The following is a 15123-nucleotide window of genomic DNA, read 5'->3' as shown; positions in this document are numbered from 1 at the left end:
TCCATTACCGGCTCACGGGACGGCGCGGCGAAAGGAACACGTCCGCCGCTCCGCCCTGCACCGGGCATCAGCGGGCGAAGAGAGTCCAGATCCAGACGACGAGCGCCCAGAACGCCTTCAGGTTCAAGATCAGCGCTCTGAACCAGACCGACAGAAAGCTGAGAAAGACGACGGCACAGAGGAACGCGCTCATCCAGGCGGAATCCTCGGTGACGAGACCGAGCCGCCAGATGGCCCAGGAGCAAGCGAGTCCGAGGAGGCAAAGACCGAAGGCGATGACCACCGGGTGCGCCAGCCCCCGGTGCGCGGCGCTTGCGCCGTCTTGAGACGAATCGTCCATGCGCGCGGCCCGTCGCGGAGATCACCGGGAGCCTACGCGGCCACGGTTTACGATCGCCTTAGCGCCGAAGACCAATCAGCCAGACCGGCATGTCGCCGAGCCGCCGGCTCAGACAGCCGGTGCCTGGCCCGAGACCACGACGCCGAGGGTATCGAGCAGCGACGACCGGGCCCGGCTCACCCGGCTCTTGACGGTCCCGACCTGACAGCCGAGCTTCAGGGCGGCCTCCTCGTAGGTGTGGCCCTCCGCCCCCACCAGCAGCAGCGCCTGCCGCTGCGCCGAGGGCAGGTCGCCGAGACGTTCCCAGACGACCTTGAGGGTGCTGGCATCTTCCTGGTCGGAGGGGCTGCTCATCTGACCCGCATGCGTCCCGTCCACATCCTCCACCTCCCGCCGCGTCTTGCGCAGGTCCGTGTAGAACTGGTTGCGCAGGATGGTGAACAGCCAAGCGGTGAAGTTCGTGCCCGGCCGGAACTTCTGCTGGTTCGCCCAGGCCTTCACGAAGGTCTCCTGCACCAGATCGTCGGCGCGGCTCACATCGCCGACGAGCGACAGCGCGAAGGTGCGCAGAGCCGGCAAGGCCTTGATGATGTCGCCGCGGAAGTCGAAGGGCACCGTGTCGCCATGCGCCTTGATCGCTACCTCGAACCGGGTGACCAAGGCGGCGAGCTGCGCCGGCAGCGGCTCCTGCTCGACGACCCGGAAATACTCGCGGATCGGCAGGACGAGGTGCTGGCCGATGGCTGCGGCGTAGCTGTCATCCCGGGCACGTACGACGGCGTCGGGCAGGTCCGCAGCAGCATCAGTCATGAATCTTTCCGCCTCCAACACCGATTTACTGGAATCGCTCTAACGTCGGTAGCGGTAAAATTCTGAACCTATGCCAAACGCTCCCGAACGTGACAGGGAATTTAGGCAGAGCGCCCGGCAAGACGGACGAATCGGATCCGCGCAGCCGGACTGGCGCCGCCCCCTCGGGGGATGCACACTGCGCGCAGCCAGGAGAGCGGGATGAGCCACGATCACGCCGATCATGAGCATGATCACCACGATCATCAGCACGATCATCACCATGGCAGCGCCTTGTCGCCGGTGGAGGCCCGGGTGCGCGCCCTCGAATCCCTGCTCACCGAGAAAGGCTATGTCGACCCGGCGGCCCTCGATGCCCTGGTCGAACTCTACGAGACCAAGGTCGGCCCACATGCGGGCGCCCGGGTCGTGGCACGGGCCTGGACCGATCCCGCATACCGGGCGCGGCTCCTGGCCGACGCCACGCCGGCCATCGCCGAACTGGGGATCGGCGGCCGCGGCGGCGAACACATGGTGGTGGTCGAGAACACGCCGGAGACGCACAACCTCGTCGTCTGCACCCTGTGCTCCTGCTACCCGTGGCCGGTGCTCGGCCTGCCCCCGGTCTGGTACAAGGCGCCGCCCTATCGGGCCCGGGCGGTGATCGACCCGCGCGGCGTTCTCGCCGAGTTCGGGGTGACGCTGCCGGAAACCACCCGCATCACCGTCTGGGACTCGACGGCCGAGACCCGCTACATGGTCCTGCCCATGCGGCCTGCGGAGACGGAGGGCTTTTCCGAGGAGACGCTGGCCGCCCTCGTGACCCGCGATTCCATGATCGGCACGGGCCTGCCCAAGGGCATACCGGCCTCGCCCGTGGAGATGCCGGTATGAACGGCGCCCAGGATCTCGGCGGCTGCCACGGCTTCGGGCCGGTGACGCCGGAGCCGGACGAGCCGGTCTTCCACGCCCCTTGGGAGCGCCGCGTCTTCGCGATGGCGATGGCCATGGGCTACACGGGTGCGTGGAACCTCGACGGCAGCCGCGCCAATCGGGAATCCTTGCCGCCCGCGGAGTACCTTGCGGCGAGCTACTACGAGATCTGGCTGAAGGCCCTGGAGAAGCAGGTCACCGCCACCGGATTGGCGACGCAGGCGGAGATCGAGGCCGGCAAGTCCGCGGCCCCGGCCGAGCCTGTCGCGCGCGTCCTGCACCGCGAGGGACTGGAAGAGTGCTTCCGGGCCGGCTTCCCGAGCAGCCGCACCGCCGCTGCCGCGGCCCGTTTCGCGGTGGGCGACGCGATCCGGGCGCGCAATGATCACCCAACCGGCCATACGCGGCTGCCGCGCTACGTCCGGGGCAGGCACGGCCGGATTGTGCGCGTCGACGGTGTCTTCGTCTTCCCTGACACCAACGCCTACGGGGCGGGCGAGAACCCGACATGGCTCTACACGGTGGCCTTCACCGCGCAGGAGTTGTGGGGCGAGAGCGGCGATCCGGGCGGCATCGTCACGGTGGCGGCCTTCGAACCCTATCTGGAGCCCGCGTGACCGATCCGTCGCCGAACGCCTTCGCGGCGCCCTGGGAGGCGCAGGTCTTCGCCCTGGTGGTCGCCCTGCGGGAAGCCGGAGTGTTCACGTGGTCGGAATGGGCCGCGCGCCTCGGGCGGGAGATCCGCCCGGCGGGCGCGCCGGAGCAGGCGGCCGATTACGGCGCGTGGCTCGCGACTCTGGAGGCGCTCCTGGCCGAGCGCGGCGTGGCCGGACCCGAGACCGTCGCGGCGCGGACCGCGGCCTTCCTGCGGGCCGCGGAGGCCACGCCCCACGGCCAGCCGATCCGCCTGGAGAACGATCCGCTCTACCGGCCCTGAGGCCGGAGCCCGTCGAGCGGCACCGGAGCCGCGTGAGACCGGCCGCTCATCAGCTGGTCGAGCAAGGCCAAGACCTCAGGCCGCCCGCAATTGCGCGCGGGCTCGAACGGCGTCCAGGTCTGGACGAAGTCGAGTCGCTCGAACACGTCGCGGTAGCGGCGCAGTTCGCTCGGCGTGAGCGGTACCCCGCGGACGAAGGCCTTATGGGCCGAGATCGTCGTGGCGCGGCGAAAATCGTCTGGGTCGAGTTCGAATTTCAGCGCGTCGCCGCAGAAGCAGATCTTCCGCGACCGGTCGTACAGGACCGCGTGGCCGTCGAAATGGCCGGCGGTCCGGTGCAGTTCCAGGCCGGGCAGGGGCTCGAGGAAATCGTCGTAGGGCCAGCTCACCTGGAGCGCGGCGCTCCAGGTGAAGTCGGCCGCCGGCAGGCATAGCTCCGGGTCGAACCGGTCCTGGAGCTGCGGCAGCGCCCCGTAGGAATGCGGGTGCGAGGCCGAGAGGACCGCCATGCCGCCGAGCCGGGCGATCTGGTCGAGGGCGGCCTCGCTGAAGACCGGGCAGCCCTCGAAGCCCATATTCCCGTGCTCGGTCTGGATCAGGTAGGCGGAGGGCCCGATGCCGGAGACCGGCTCGTTCCAGAAGCGCCAGACACCCGACTCCAGCTCCTGCCAGTGACAGGGGAAGGCCTCCTGCGCCTCGCGGGCGGTGCGGAAGCGCCAGCCATCCTGCGGCACCACGTGGCGGGCGTCGAGGCACATCGGGCAGGCGGCCGGCGTCTCGAAGTGCCGCTGCCAGAAGCCGCAATTGTCGCAGGTATAGGCGGGCAGCTTCAGGGCGCCCGCGAAGGGCAGGTAGCCGGGCATCGTGGTGGACCTTCCTCGAGGCGGATCGTGTAACAGGCGGCGCGCTCGGACGCAGCCGTCAGGTCCTCTGAGGCAGCCGGCGCGCCGAACGGGCGGCATGGACGGTGCCGGCGAGCCCGACGAGCGCCAGCCCGGCGAGGCCGGCGACCAGGAGATCGCGGGTGCGGCTCGTGGCGAACTCGGTCCGGCTCGCCTTGGTCCTGTCGGAGAATCGGCCGTCGATCCCGACGGAACCGGGCACGGGCTCGTAGAGGTTGCCCGCCATGGCGGGGATGGTCTCGTCGGAGAGCTGCGCCGACCACATGGATGCAGCCTTGCGGTCGGCGAGCGCCGGCGCCAGCGCCTGCGCTGCGGCCATCACCATCGACGAGCGCCCGACCCAGACCTCCCGGCGCGGATGCTCGACCGCGTACAGGATCGCCTCGGCGCAGAGCCGCGGGTCGAAGACCGGATCCGGCGCGAATTGGCGGTGCCCGGTGCGGTTGCGCGCCCAGTTGAACTGGGGCGTGTTGACCGCCGGCAGGTAGATCACGCTGAGGCTGACATTGACCCGGTCGTGCAGCAGCTCGCAGCGCAGGGCGTCGGTGAAGCCCGAGACCGCGAACTTCGCCGCGCAATAGGGCGCCTGCAGCGGCGCCGCCCGGATCGCCAGACCGGACGAGACCTGGATGATCGCGCCGCGATCGCGCCGCTTCATGAAGCGCAGGGCGGCGAGCGTCCCGTAGACCTGGCTGAGATAGGTCGTCTCGGTGACCCGCCGGTATTCGTCCGGCGTGATCCGATCGGCCGGGCTCACCACGGTCGACATGGCGTTATTGACCCAGGCGCGGATCGGGCCGAGTTCGCGCTCCACCCGTTCCGCGGCCTCGTCCACGGCCTGCGAATCGGCCACGTCGGCCCCGATCGCCAGGACCGGCTGGCCGTAGGCGGCCAGCGCCCGCTCCACCGCGGCGAGACGACCCGGATCCCGTGCGATCACCGCCACCGACCAGCCGCGCGCAGCGAATTCATGGGCCGTGGCGAGCCCGATCCCGGCCGTGCCCCCAGTGACGACCGCAACCCGTGCCATACCCACCTCACCGTCGACTGATCGAACCGGCAACACGGATCGGCGCCCTCGGTTGCGTCGTCGGACCGGGCCGCATCGTCACGGGGCGGCCGAATTCCGTTCCGGCGACGCAACGTCCGACGGCCACAGCTGTTGACTGCCTGTACCGCGTCATGCCGAACCATCGAGGGTCGCAGCCATGCGCACCGGACGACGCTTCTCCCTGCCGATCGATCCCTGGCCGCAGGCCTCTCTGGCCGAGCGGACCGCCGTCGGGATGGTGCTGACGTTCCTGCTGCTGCTGCCGGCCTGTGCGGCCGGGGCCGCGCTCTTCGTGATCACGACGCTCGCGGCCCACATGTACTGGTCCTACGACCTCGGCGCCTCGCTGCACGCCCTCATCGCCCGGCACGTCGGGCGGAAGGAGCGCCTGGCCCCGAAGACCTGACGCGGCCTGCCGGCCGATCCGCCACGGGCGGTGCCGGTTCACACGGTCCGACACCGCGACGGCCGTGATCCCTGTGCGTTCGCATCGGTCCGATTTGACCTGACCGTCTCTCGTAGGCCAGTCAGGGTCGGAACCGAGAGAATGCCATGTTCCGTACCCTGATGACTGCGCGGCGGTTCGCGCCGCTGTTCTGGTGCCAGTTCTTCTCGGCGTTCAACGACAATTTTCTCAAGAACGCGCTGGCCTTCCTGATCCTGTTCGGCATCGGCGGCCAGGCGGATGCCCATGCCGGCGTCCTGGTGACCCTGGCGAGCGCCGTCTTCATCGGGCCGTTTTTCATCCTGTCAGGACTCGGCGGCCAATGGGCCGACCGGTACGACAAGGCCCTGATGGCCCGGCGGCTCAAGTTCGCCGAGATCTTCGCGGCCGGCGCCGCCGTGCTCGGCTTCCTGCTGCATTCCGTGCCGATCCTGTTCGTCGCGCTCGGCCTGTTCGGAACGATCGCGGCCCTGTTCGGCCCGATCAAGTACGGGATCCTTCCGGACCATCTCCGGCGCGAGGAGCTGCCCGCCGGCAACGCCCTGGTGGAGGCGGCGACCTTCCTGGCGATTCTGCTGGGGACGATCGCGGCGGGCGCGGCCTCGGCGATGGGCGGGTCCGGAATCGTGTTCGGCGCCCTGGTGATGGGCTTCGCCGTCCTGTGCTGGCTCTCGGCCCGGATGATCCCGGCGACCGGGGAGGGGGCACCGGACCTGCGCGTCGACCCGAACGTCGCCCGCTCCACCTACGCGCTGCTGCGCGATCTCTGGGCCGACACGCGCCTGTGGCGCGGCTCGCTCACCGTGAGCTGGTTCTGGCTCGTCGGCGTGGTGGTGCTGTCGCTGCTGCCCGTCCTGGTCCGCGGCGCCTTCAACGGCACCGAGACGGTGATCACGCTGCTCCTGGCGCTCTTCTCCATCGGCATCGCATTGGGCTCCGGCCTCGCCTCGTGGCTCGCCAGCGGCCGGATCGTGCTGCTGCCGACGCCGGTGGGCGCGGTTCTGATGGGGCTGTTCGGCCTCGATCTCGCCTGGACGGTCGGCCATCTCCCGGCGCCCCCCGCGGAGCCGATCGGGCCCCTCGCGTTCCTGCAGACCGGCCACGGCCTGCGCGCCGGGATCGACTTCCTCGGACTCGCGGTCTCGGGCGGCCTCTACATCGTCCCGTCCTTCGCGGCCGTGCAGGCCTGGGCCGAGAAGGCGATGCGGGCGCGAATCATCGGCGCGGTCAACGTCATGACGGCGGCCTTCATGGTGGCCGGCACCCTGGCGCTCGCGGGCCTGCAGGGCGCGGGCCTGTCGATCGCGAGCCTTCTCGCCGTGGTGGCGGTGCTGAACGTCCTCGTCGGCGCGATCGTGTTCGCGACCCTGCCGACCAGCCCGTTCCGCGACGCCCTGTCGATCCTGTTCCGGGCTTTCTATCGCCTGGAAGTCCGGGGCTTCGACAACCTCGCGGCGGCCGGGCCGAACGCCATCGTGGCGCTCAACCACGTCTCGTTCCTCGACGCGCCGCTGGCCCTGTCGCTCCTCGAGCAGGAGCCGGTCTTCGCCATCGACAGCGGGATCGCGCAGCGCTGGTGGGTGCGGCCGTTCCTGCGCGTCACCAAGGCGATGCCCCTGGACCCGACCCGGCCGCTGGCCACCCGGACGCTGATCAATGCGGTCAAGGGCGGCGAGACCCTGATCATCTTCCCCGAAGGTCGGCTCACCGTCACCGGCAGCCTGATGAAGGTCTATGACGGCGCCGGGCTCATCGCCGACAAGTCCGACGCGATGGTGGTGCCCGTGAAGATCGACGGGCTGGAGCGCACCGCCTTCTCGCGTCTCTCCCGCCGGCAGGTCAGCCGCCGCTGGTGGCCCAAAGTCGTCGTGACGGTGATGCCGCCGGTGCGCCTGACGGTGGACCCGGCCCTCAAGGGCAAGGCGCGGCGGCAGGCGGCCGGTGCGGCCCTCTACGGGGTCATGTCGGACCTCGTGTTCCGCACCACCGACATCGACCGCGGATTGATGGCGGCTTTGATCGAGGCGGGCGAGCTTCACGGCTGGCGCCGCAACGCCCTGGAGGACCCGGTCGGCGGAAAGCTCAGTTACGGCCGGCTCGTGATGGGCGCCAACATCCTCGGCCGCAAGCTGATGCCGCTCGCGCCCCTCGGCGGGCGGATCGGCGTCATGCTGCCGAACGCCAACGGCGCCGCCGTGACGCTGTTCGCGCTGGCTTCCGCTGGCCGTGTCCCGGCGATGATCAATTTCTCGGCCGGCCCCGCCAACGTCCTCTCCGCCTGCCGGGCGGCCGAGGTGAGCAGGATCCTCACCTCCCGGGCCTTCATCGAGAAGGGGCGGCTCGGACCGCTCGTGGAGGCGATCCGCGACTCGGTGGAGCTCGTCTACCTGGAGGACGTGCGGGCCGGCATCACCACCGGGGACAAGATCCGGGGCTTTCTCGCGCCCCGGCGCCCCCTCGTGGCCCGCCGCGGCGAGGATCCGGGGGCGGTGCTGTTCACCTCGGGCAGCGAGGGCACGCCGAAGGGTGTGGTGCTCGCCAACCGCTGCATGCTCGCCAACGTGGCGCAGGTGGCGGCCCGGATCGATTTCGGGCCGATGGACAAGGTGTTCAACGTCCTGCCCGTGTTTCACGCCTTCGGCCTGACGGCCGGGCTGATCCTGCCCTTGGTCTCGGGCGTGCCGGTCTACCTCTACCCGTCGCCGCTGCACTACCGGATCGTCCCGGAGCTGATCTACGGCTCGAACAGCACCGTTCTGTTCGGGACCGACACGTTCCTCACGGGCTATGCCCGGGCCGCCCATTCCTACGACCTGCGCTCGCTGCGCTACGTCGTCGCCGGCGCCGAGGCCGTGAAGGAGACGACCCGGAGGACCTATGCGGAGAAGTTCGGGCTGCGCATCCTGGAGGGCTACGGCGTCACCGAATGCGGACCGGTCGTGGCGCTCAACACGCCGATGTTCAACCGCTTCGGCACGGTCGGGCGGATCCTGCCCGGTATCGAGACCCGCCTGGACCCGGTGCCGGGGATCGACGAGGGCGGCCGCCTGTCGCTACGCGGCCCCAACATCATGCTGGGCTATCTGCGCGCCGAGAAGCCGGGCGTCCTGGAGCCGCCGCCGGGGGGCTGGCACGACACCGGTGACATCGTGGCGATCGACCCGATGGGGTTCGTGACGATCAAGGGCCGGGCGAAGCGCTTCGCCAAGGTCGCGGGGGAGATGGTCTCGCTCGCCGGCGTCGAGGCGTTGGCCGCCGAACTCTGGCCCGATCGTCCGAGCGCCGTGGCGGCGCTGCCGGACCCGCGCAAGGGCGAGCGGCTGATCCTGTTCACGCAGGAGACGGGCGCCACCCGGGCGGCCTATCAGAGCTTCGCCAAGAGCCGTGGCGCCTCGGACGTGGCGATCCCGGCCGAGGTCGTGGTGCTGGAAGCGATCCCGATGCTCGGCACCGGCAAGATCGACCAAGTGGCCGTCACCAAGCTGGCCCTGGAGCGCGCGAAAGAGACGGCGGCCGCCTGACCGGAGGCCCCCACGCCCCGCGTCACCCAAACGGGGGATGCGGGGTGCCCCGGGATCCGATGGTATCGCGCATACAGCCGCGATTCGAGACGCTCGGCGCGTACGGGTTGCGTGTCTGAGGGGGACGCGGGTCGGTTCGACGAGGGGCAGATCATGCAGAAGGGCAGGCCTATTCCCGCTTGGCTGGCGAGGCGGACCTATTTCAAGCGGATCGGGCGCTGGACGAAGCCCGGCAAGGCGGCGGCGCCCTCCGAACCGGTGGCGGCCCCGATCCCCTCCAACGTCGTGCCCTTCCCGGTCCGGATGAACCGCCCGGATCGCCCCGTCCTCGAGGACCTGCGCGTGGTCGGCACGGCGTAGGGTGGGGCCTCGCCCGGACCGGACGGTCGCGCGCGGTCGGCGCCCGGGATCGCCGGAGGACTTGTCGGCCGCGCCGGAACGGTAAATCCTGCGCCGTCGGAGCCGGAACCGGGGGGATGCGTGCCGCACGACGGGTCCGATCCGAGCAGGCCGGCGCCCCCGCGGGCGCGGCGCATCGGTTCGCGGCTGGCTTTCGGAGCCGCCGCGCTCGGTCTGAGCCTCCTGGCGGCCGGCGTCGGCGCGCTCTGGCGTTTCGCCGACGCGCTTCCCCCCCTCGACCTCAGCCCCGCAGAGGCGCGCTCGACGGTGGTGCTGGACCGGGCCGGCACGCTGCTGCGCCCTTTCGCGACGGCGGACGGGCGCTGGCGCCTGCCGGTCACCGCGGAGACGGTCGATCCACGCTATCGGGCCATGCTGCTCGCTTTCGAAGATCGCCGTTTCGCCGATCATAAAGGAATCGATCCGGCCGCGGTGTTGCGCGCCGCCCTCCAGTGGCTTGTCCGGGGCCACATCGTGTCGGGTGCCTCGACCCTGTCGATGCAGGTGGCCCGCCTGGTCGAGCCGCGGCGGGAGCGCTCCCTCGCGGCCAAGCTCCGCCAGATGGTGCGCGCGGTCGCGCTGGAGCGACGTCTCGGGAAGTCCGGGCTCCTCGATCTCTATCTGGCGCTGGCCCCCTATGGCGGTCCGCTGGAGGGCGTCCGGGCGGCGAGCATCGCGTATTTCGGGCGGGAGCCGGTGCGGCTGACCGCGGCGCAGGCGGCTCTCCTCGTCGCCCTGCCGCAATCGCCCGAGACCCGCCGCCCGGACCGGTTCGCGGAGCGCGCCCGCGCCGCCCGCGATCGGGTCCTGGCCGTCGCGCAGGCCCGCGGCATCCTCACCGCGGCCGAGGCCGAGGCCGCCCGGGCCGAGCCGGTGCCGACGGCGCGCCGGCCGTTCCCGATGCTCGCGGCGCATGCCGCCGAGGAGGCGGTCGCGGCCGACCCGGAGGCTGCAACGATCCGCCTTGCCATCGACGGCCGCCTGCAGGAGAGACTGGAAGCGCTGGCGGCCGAGCGCGCAACCGCCGCCGGGCCGGACCTCTCGGCCGCGATCCTCGTCCTCGACAATCGTGACGGGCGGGTGCTCGCCCAGGTGGGCAGCGCCGGCTACCTCGACCCGTCCCGGCGCGGCGCCATCGATATGACCCTGGCGGTGCGCTCCCCCGGCTCGGCGCTGAAGCCGTTCGTCTACGCCATGGCCTTCGCGGACGGCCTCGCACATCCCGAGACGCTGCTGGAAGACCGGCCCGCCCGCTTCTCGGCAAGCTACGCCCCGGAGAATTTCGACCTGACCTTCCAGGGCACGGTGACGGCCCGCCGGGCCCTGCAGCTCTCGCTCAACGTGCCGGCGGTCGAATTGATGGACGCGGTGGGGCCCGCCCGCTTCATCGCCCGGCTGCGCGCCGCCGGGGCCGGGATCCAGCTCCCCCGAGAGGCCGCGCCGGGGTTGCCGGTCGCACTGGGCGGGCTCGGAATCACGCTCACCGATCTCGCCCGTCTCTATGCCGGCCTCGCCCGCGGCGGCGCCGTTCCAGACCTGCTACGCCGCGCCGACGGGGTCGCGGCCGAAGCCCGGCACCGCGTCGCGGAGCCCGTGGCCGCCTGGTACGTCGCCGACATCCTGCGCGGGACACCGCCGCCGGAGAACGCCCTGCCCAATCGCATCGCCTACAAGACCGGCACCTCCTACGGGTACCGCGACGCCTGGGCGGCGGGCTTCGACCGTCACGTCACGATCGTCGTCTGGGCCGGTCGGCCGGACGGCGCCGCGGTGCCGGGGCTCGTGGGCCGGACGGTCGCGGCGCCGCTCCTGTTCGACGCCTTCGCGCGCCTCGGGATCGAGCCCGAGCCGGTCCCGCAGCCGCGGGATGCGCTGGTCGTGGGGACGGGGCGCCTGCCGCCGCCGCTGCAGCACCTGCGCCGCGAGGCGGCCGAGACGGCGGGCCCGGCGCTGCGGATCGCGTATCCGCCGGACGGGGCGCGGATCGATCTCGGCCTCGGCGCGGACGCCCACGGCGCGGCGGATGGCGGTCCGGGCCTCGCCTTGAAGGCCCTGGGCGGGGTGCCGCCGCTCACCTGGCTGGTCGATGGTCAGCCGGTCATTCAGACGCCGCGACGGCGGGCAGAATGGGTGCCGGGGGGCGCAGGCTTCGCCCGGATCTCGGTCCTGGATGCGACCGGCGCCAGCGACAGCGTGTCTGTCCGGCTCGAATAGGCCTACGCATTCCTGGCTGCCGGCGCAGCACGGGGCGCCGCAGTGGAATCCGGATGCGCCTGGATCAGCGGCCGATCCCGAACCCGCGCGGTGTGTCGGCGGCGCCGCGCTGCCCGCAGGCCTCCAGCGCGGCGGTGATCCGCGTCGCGCTGGCCGCGGAACCGTGCGACAGGCTGAGGACGGTGCCGAGGATCCCGGCGCTCACGAGGACGCCGAGGGCTGCCACACCGAGCAGCACGTAGCTCATCAATCTGTTGCGGCGCAGGTCGGACGTCAGCGCCCGGATCAGATCCTGGTTGTCTTCGGCCAGACGATTCCGCGCCGCCACCAGCTCGTTGTACATGTTGGTGATGGCGTTGGTGGACATGTACACGAGCAGCAGGTGGACGACGAAGTCGTCGTCCGTCGTGGTGTTGAGGGCGGCCGCGATCCGCACGGCGAGCTGGCGCTCCCAGGGCTGCAGATCGCGGCCATGGACCGACCGGTAGAACCGCTCGAGGTTGGTCACGGCCGAAGGGCATCCCGCCACGCCGTGTGGAAGTTGCGCCGCAGGCGGCGGCCCTCGACCCGAAGGCGCATCGGCGCGCTGTTCGCCAGGGCCTGCCAGGTCATGTGCTGGACCCGCAGGGCCTCGATCAGCCGCTCGCCGATCCGCTCCACCTCGATGACGCGGAAGTTCGACTGCTTGCGCAAGGAGCGCACGAGATCGGACGATTCGAGATAATCGAAATTCGTCGCCTGGGCGGTGTTCTTGGCCAGGATCGCCCGATCGCACTCGATCAGCATGGGCCGGAGTTCCCTGAGGACCTCCAGGGCAGTGGGATCGACCGCGCCGGCCGCGACGACCACGGCGAGGCGGATATTCGCCTCCCGGCAGCTCTCCACGATGATCTCGGCACAGCGGCGCGTCGTCTCGGTATCGCCGGCCGGGAAGTCGACCACGATGAAGCGTTCGGGGGTCTCGATGACCCGTTCGATCAGGTCTTGGCACAGGGTCGGGTCGACGCGCCCCGTGCTGTCTTCGGCACGCAGGCGCTGCCGGAAGCCGGTGATTCCGGACCTGCGCGCCACGAAATTGTCGCTGCCGGGATTGGTCTCCTGCATGAGCGCGGTGTGGAAATGCCGGTTGGCCGGATCGGTGTCGATCGCCAGCACCGGACCCGCCTCCGCACAGAGATCGGCCACCTGAAGGGCGATGGTGGTCTTGCCGACGCCGCCCTTGCCGCCGAGGCAGAGGACGAGAACCTTCGCGGCAGAGCCCAGAAGATCGCGCTGGATGTCCTGGATCTCGTCCGGGCTGTACCAGGCCGGAACTTTACTCTGGGACGTGTCGGTCATGCGCTGTCTCCTTGCTGATTCATGCAGGACGGCCTCGGCACGCGCGGCACCGGCCCTGCGAACATTCGGGGGTCACGGGACCAGCCCGCACGGGCGCTCCGGGGACGCGGTGCGGGCTCCCGACGGCGCGATCGCGCAAAGGTCTCTCGGGCCTTCGTGAGGGAAGGATCCGATCATGCCGGTGCCGACGGGGGCGGGGAGACCCACCGGTGACGCTGGCCTGGGCCGAGCGCGGTCGCGTGCGCCGTCCCTTCGCGTCCCCCCGGCGATAGGCGTCTCGGATTGGCGTCCGTCGCCACGGTAGGCACTCCGTTCCTGGATCTCTTTCTTCGACGGTTGGACCCGGAAGCTTTCGCTTCGCTGCATCCGAGTTCTGGCAAGATCTGGCGCGCCACAGAAAACGACGCAAGCCAGGTCTTATCAGTTTTCCTCTTAAATCTCCGTCTAACGTTCGATCATTAAAAAACTTTTATATTTGATCGCAACGCACTAATCGTCGATTAAATGAGTAATTTTCTTATACTCATCGATATACGACAGACATAATCGTCAATTCGGCAGATTCGTCCGGACGGATAGCGAGCCCCTCCGCATATCCGGCATGTGACGGGAAAGGCCCGTCGAAACGATCCGATCCGGGGCGGCCCTCAGCACTTCGCGAATGACGGGTGCGCGCGCGGACGTCAGCGCGCCGCAGCGAGGGGGGCGAACACGTCCAGGAGGCCGTTCACCAGGATCTGCGTGCCGACGCACAGCAGCAGGAAGGCGAAGAGGCGGCCCATCACCCGGGCGCGGGCCGGGCCTATGAACGCCACCACCCGGTCGGCGGAGGCGTAGAGCACGGCGACCGTGGCGGCGACCGCCAGGGCTGCCAGCGTGACGCCGATGTAGAAGCTGAACCGCTCCGCATAGGCCGTCGGCCGGTTCGCCCCCAGGGTGATGGCAACCGCGATCGTCCCCGGTCCCGTGGTGAACGGCAGCGTCAGGGGGAAGAAGGCGATGTCGGAGAGGGGGCCCGGTGCCGGATCGCCCTGCGGCTCTGTCGAGACCGCGCCGCGGCCCGCCGAGCCCGAGGCCTCGGCCTGCTTGCGCGCCTCCCGCGCCTCCGGCCGGTTTAGCTGCGTCCAGGCCGACGACATGACCACGAGTCCGCCGGCGATGCGCAGCGCCCCCAGCGTGACGCCGAAGAAATTGAGGATCGGCGTACCCGCCCAGAGGGCGCCGAGCATCACCAGGGCGGCGTAACCGCCGATCCGCCGCGACAGCAGAACGCGCTCGGCGTGGCTGAAGGCGCTCGTCACCTGCGCGAAGATGAACGCACCCCCGATCGGGTTCACGATCGAGAACAGGGCCGACAGGGCGAGCAGGAACTGCTGGGTGGTGAGGTCGAGGCTCATCGGGTCCAACCGGATCGCACGCTGTCCTGGACCATCGACCGCCGTGGATGGGGATCGCGCATCCGGATCAGCCCGGGGAGGGGGCCGGCACCAGCACACGGGCCGGCGCGAGACGGCGGGCGCGCCGCACCTGCTGCACGGCGACGGGCCGGTACAGCTGCTTCGTCGCGTCGACGACGTGCAGGCCCGCGAAGGGCAGGGACAGGCTGGTGCCGAGCCACTCCCAGGCGGGTCCGGTGCGCAGCATCAGGCGCGAGCGTGCCGGCGGCATGTACAGGGTCTCGGCCCAGCTCACCGGCGAGAACAGCGTATCCCGCATCAGCCGTCCGAGCTGCGAGCGGCTGTAGGGCTGGCCGTGACCGAAGGGCGTCGCCTCCCGGCGGGCCCAGACGCCCCGGCGGTTGGGCACCACCAGGATCATGCGGCCTCCCGGGGTGAGGGTCCGCCAGACCTCCTGCAGCAGCTCTGTCGGGCTCTCCACCGATTCGAGGGCGTGGACCAGGATGACCCGGTCGATGGCGGCCTCGGGCAGTGGCATCATGGTGGGATCGGCCAAAGCCGCGCAGGAACGCCCGGTGCTCGGCCAGTTCACCACGCCCTGCGTGGCCGGCATGAAGGCGAGCGTGCGCTCGGCGATATAGTGGACCGGCCCGAGATAGGGCGTCGCGTAGCCGATCCCGAGGACGCGCAGCCCCGAGACCGAGCCGAGGAAATCGTGGAGCGCGCGGCCGACCACACGATGCGTCGTGCGGCCCAGAGGGCTGGCGTAGAAGGCCCGCAAGCCGTTGACGTCGAGACGCATGGGAACAGAAGATCGCGATCGGAACGGTCGTTGTACTCAATGGTGAGCCGCGCGC

15 protein-coding genes are annotated in these 15123 nt (G+C 70.5%); 7 read left to right on the top strand and 8 right to left on the bottom strand.

Translation table 11 applies throughout. The annotated features are described in order from the left end of the window. Positions 1-67 precede the first annotated feature (67 nt). The gene (locus tag PQI07_RS34110) at positions 68-340 is read right to left on the bottom strand and encodes a hypothetical protein (protein WP_274929066.1); all 273 of its coding nucleotides are present in this window, start codon (positions 338-340) and stop codon (positions 68-70) included. A gap of 108 nt (positions 341-448) precedes the next feature. Then, positions 449-1150 (bottom strand): sigma-70 family RNA polymerase sigma factor, encoded by a 702-nt coding sequence (locus tag PQI07_RS34105; protein WP_043358038.1) that lies wholly within the window; start codon positions 1148-1150, stop codon positions 449-451. Positions 1151-1351: 201 nt separating this feature from the next. Here PQI07_RS34105 and nthA point away from each other — a divergent pair, with 201 nt between their 5' ends. The 3 genes from nthA to PQI07_RS34090 are packed head-to-tail and all read left to right on the top strand — an operon-like array spanning position 1352 to position 2999. Next, entirely contained in the window at positions 1352-2023 is a 672-nt protein-coding gene (gene nthA / locus PQI07_RS34100) for a nitrile hydratase subunit alpha (RefSeq protein ID WP_053610908.1), read from the top strand. Then, complete coding sequence (nthB, locus tag PQI07_RS34095; RefSeq protein ID WP_274929065.1) at positions 2020-2679, top strand: nitrile hydratase subunit beta; 660 nt, start codon at positions 2020-2022, stop codon at positions 2677-2679. Before nthA ends, nthB begins: the two co-directional genes overlap by 4 nt. After that, entirely contained in the window at positions 2676-2999 is a 324-nt protein-coding gene (locus PQI07_RS34090; RefSeq protein ID WP_043388833.1) for a nitrile hydratase accessory protein, read from the top strand. The genes nthB and PQI07_RS34090 overlap by 4 nt, the downstream gene beginning before the upstream one ends. Here the strand turns inward: PQI07_RS34090 and PQI07_RS34085 are convergent. After that, a complete protein-coding gene (locus PQI07_RS34085) occupies positions 2987-3862 on the bottom strand; it encodes an MBL fold metallo-hydrolase (protein ID WP_274929064.1) in 876 nt (291 codons plus the stop codon). The genes PQI07_RS34090 and PQI07_RS34085 overlap by 13 nt on opposite strands. A 58-nt stretch (positions 3863-3920) precedes the next feature. Next, positions 3921-4931, bottom strand: coding sequence for an SDR family oxidoreductase (locus PQI07_RS34080; RefSeq protein WP_274929063.1), 1011 nt, complete (start codon positions 4929-4931; stop codon positions 3921-3923). A gap of 178 nt (positions 4932-5109) precedes the next feature. Here PQI07_RS34080 and PQI07_RS34075 point away from each other — a divergent pair, with 178 nt between their 5' ends. The 4 genes from PQI07_RS34075 to pbpC all read left to right on the top strand — a co-directional run bounded on the left by PQI07_RS34075 (position 5110) and on the right by pbpC (position 11531). Then, entirely contained in the window at positions 5110-5358 is a 249-nt protein-coding gene (locus PQI07_RS34075) for a hypothetical protein (protein WP_043354976.1), read from the top strand. Between the two features lie 146 nt (positions 5359-5504). Then, positions 5505-8918 (top strand): acyl-[ACP]--phospholipid O-acyltransferase, encoded by a 3414-nt coding sequence (locus tag PQI07_RS34070; protein WP_179698345.1) that lies wholly within the window; start codon positions 5505-5507, stop codon positions 8916-8918. Positions 8919-9029: 111 nt separating this feature from the next. After that, positions 9030-9278 (top strand): hypothetical protein, encoded by a 249-nt coding sequence (locus PQI07_RS34065; RefSeq protein WP_236952867.1) that lies wholly within the window; start codon positions 9030-9032, stop codon positions 9276-9278. A gap of 120 nt (positions 9279-9398) precedes the next feature. Beyond that, entirely contained in the window at positions 9399-11531 is a 2133-nt protein-coding gene (pbpC, locus tag PQI07_RS34060) for a penicillin-binding protein 1C (protein ID WP_274929062.1), read from the top strand. 64 nt (positions 11532-11595) lie between these two features. Here the strand turns inward: pbpC and PQI07_RS34055 are convergent, their stop codons facing one another. The 4 genes from PQI07_RS34055 to PQI07_RS34040 all read right to left on the bottom strand — a co-directional run bounded on the left by PQI07_RS34055 (position 11596) and on the right by PQI07_RS34040 (position 15068). Next, entirely contained in the window at positions 11596-12039 is a 444-nt protein-coding gene (locus PQI07_RS34055; protein WP_274929061.1) for a hypothetical protein, read from the bottom strand. Next, positions 12036-12869: a nucleotide-binding protein gene (locus tag PQI07_RS34050; protein WP_043354968.1), complete on the bottom strand. Its 834-nt coding sequence runs from the start codon at positions 12867-12869 to the stop codon at positions 12036-12038. The genes PQI07_RS34055 and PQI07_RS34050 overlap by 4 nt, the downstream gene beginning before the upstream one ends. Before the next feature lie 683 nt (positions 12870-13552). Beyond that, positions 13553-14266, bottom strand: coding sequence for a MarC family protein (locus tag PQI07_RS34045; protein WP_043354982.1), 714 nt, complete (start codon positions 14264-14266; stop codon positions 13553-13555). A gap of 67 nt (positions 14267-14333) precedes the next feature. Beyond that, positions 14334-15068, bottom strand: a complete 735-nt coding sequence (locus PQI07_RS34040; protein WP_043354966.1) for a methyltransferase domain-containing protein — start codon at positions 15066-15068, stop codon at positions 14334-14336. Between the last annotated feature and the right edge of the window lie 55 nt (positions 15069-15123).

Source organism: Methylobacterium sp. 092160098-2 (genome assembly GCF_028920805.1).
In the GTDB taxonomy this organism is placed as follows: Bacteria; Pseudomonadota; Alphaproteobacteria; order Rhizobiales; family Beijerinckiaceae; genus Methylobacterium; species Methylobacterium fujisawaense.
Note: the sequence above shows the minus strand (reverse complement) of the source record. Positions and strands in the feature narration are given on the sequence as shown.

What these genes read in the sequence shown, in the direction of transcription:
- PQI07_RS34110 (WP_274929066.1), bottom strand. Translation starts at nt 340, where the DNA reads ATGGACGATTCGTCTCAAGACGGCGCAAGCGCCGCGCACCGGGGGCTG.
- PQI07_RS34105 (WP_043358038.1), bottom strand. Translation starts at nt 1,150, where the DNA reads ATGACTGATGCTGCTGCGGACCTGCCCGACGCCGTCGTACGTGCCCGG.
- nthA (WP_053610908.1), top strand. Translation starts at nt 1,352, where the DNA reads ATGAGCCACGATCACGCCGATCATGAGCATGATCACCACGATCATCAG.
- nthB (WP_274929065.1), top strand. Translation starts at nt 2,020, where the DNA reads ATGAACGGCGCCCAGGATCTCGGCGGCTGCCACGGCTTCGGGCCGGTG.
- PQI07_RS34085 (WP_274929064.1), bottom strand. Translation starts at nt 3,862, where the DNA reads ATGCCCGGCTACCTGCCCTTCGCGGGCGCCCTGAAGCTGCCCGCCTAT.
- PQI07_RS34080 (WP_274929063.1), bottom strand. Translation starts at nt 4,931, where the DNA reads ATGGCACGGGTTGCGGTCGTCACTGGGGGCACGGCCGGGATCGGGCTC.
- PQI07_RS34075 (WP_043354976.1), top strand. Translation starts at nt 5,110, where the DNA reads ATGCGCACCGGACGACGCTTCTCCCTGCCGATCGATCCCTGGCCGCAG.
- PQI07_RS34070 (WP_179698345.1), top strand. Translation starts at nt 5,505, where the DNA reads ATGTTCCGTACCCTGATGACTGCGCGGCGGTTCGCGCCGCTGTTCTGG.
- PQI07_RS34050 (WP_043354968.1), bottom strand. Translation starts at nt 12,869, where the DNA reads ATGACCGACACGTCCCAGAGTAAAGTTCCGGCCTGGTACAGCCCGGAC.
- PQI07_RS34045 (WP_043354982.1), bottom strand. Translation starts at nt 14,266, where the DNA reads ATGAGCCTCGACCTCACCACCCAGCAGTTCCTGCTCGCCCTGTCGGCC.
- PQI07_RS34040 (WP_043354966.1), bottom strand. Translation starts at nt 15,068, where the DNA reads ATGCGTCTCGACGTCAACGGCTTGCGGGCCTTCTACGCCAGCCCTCTG.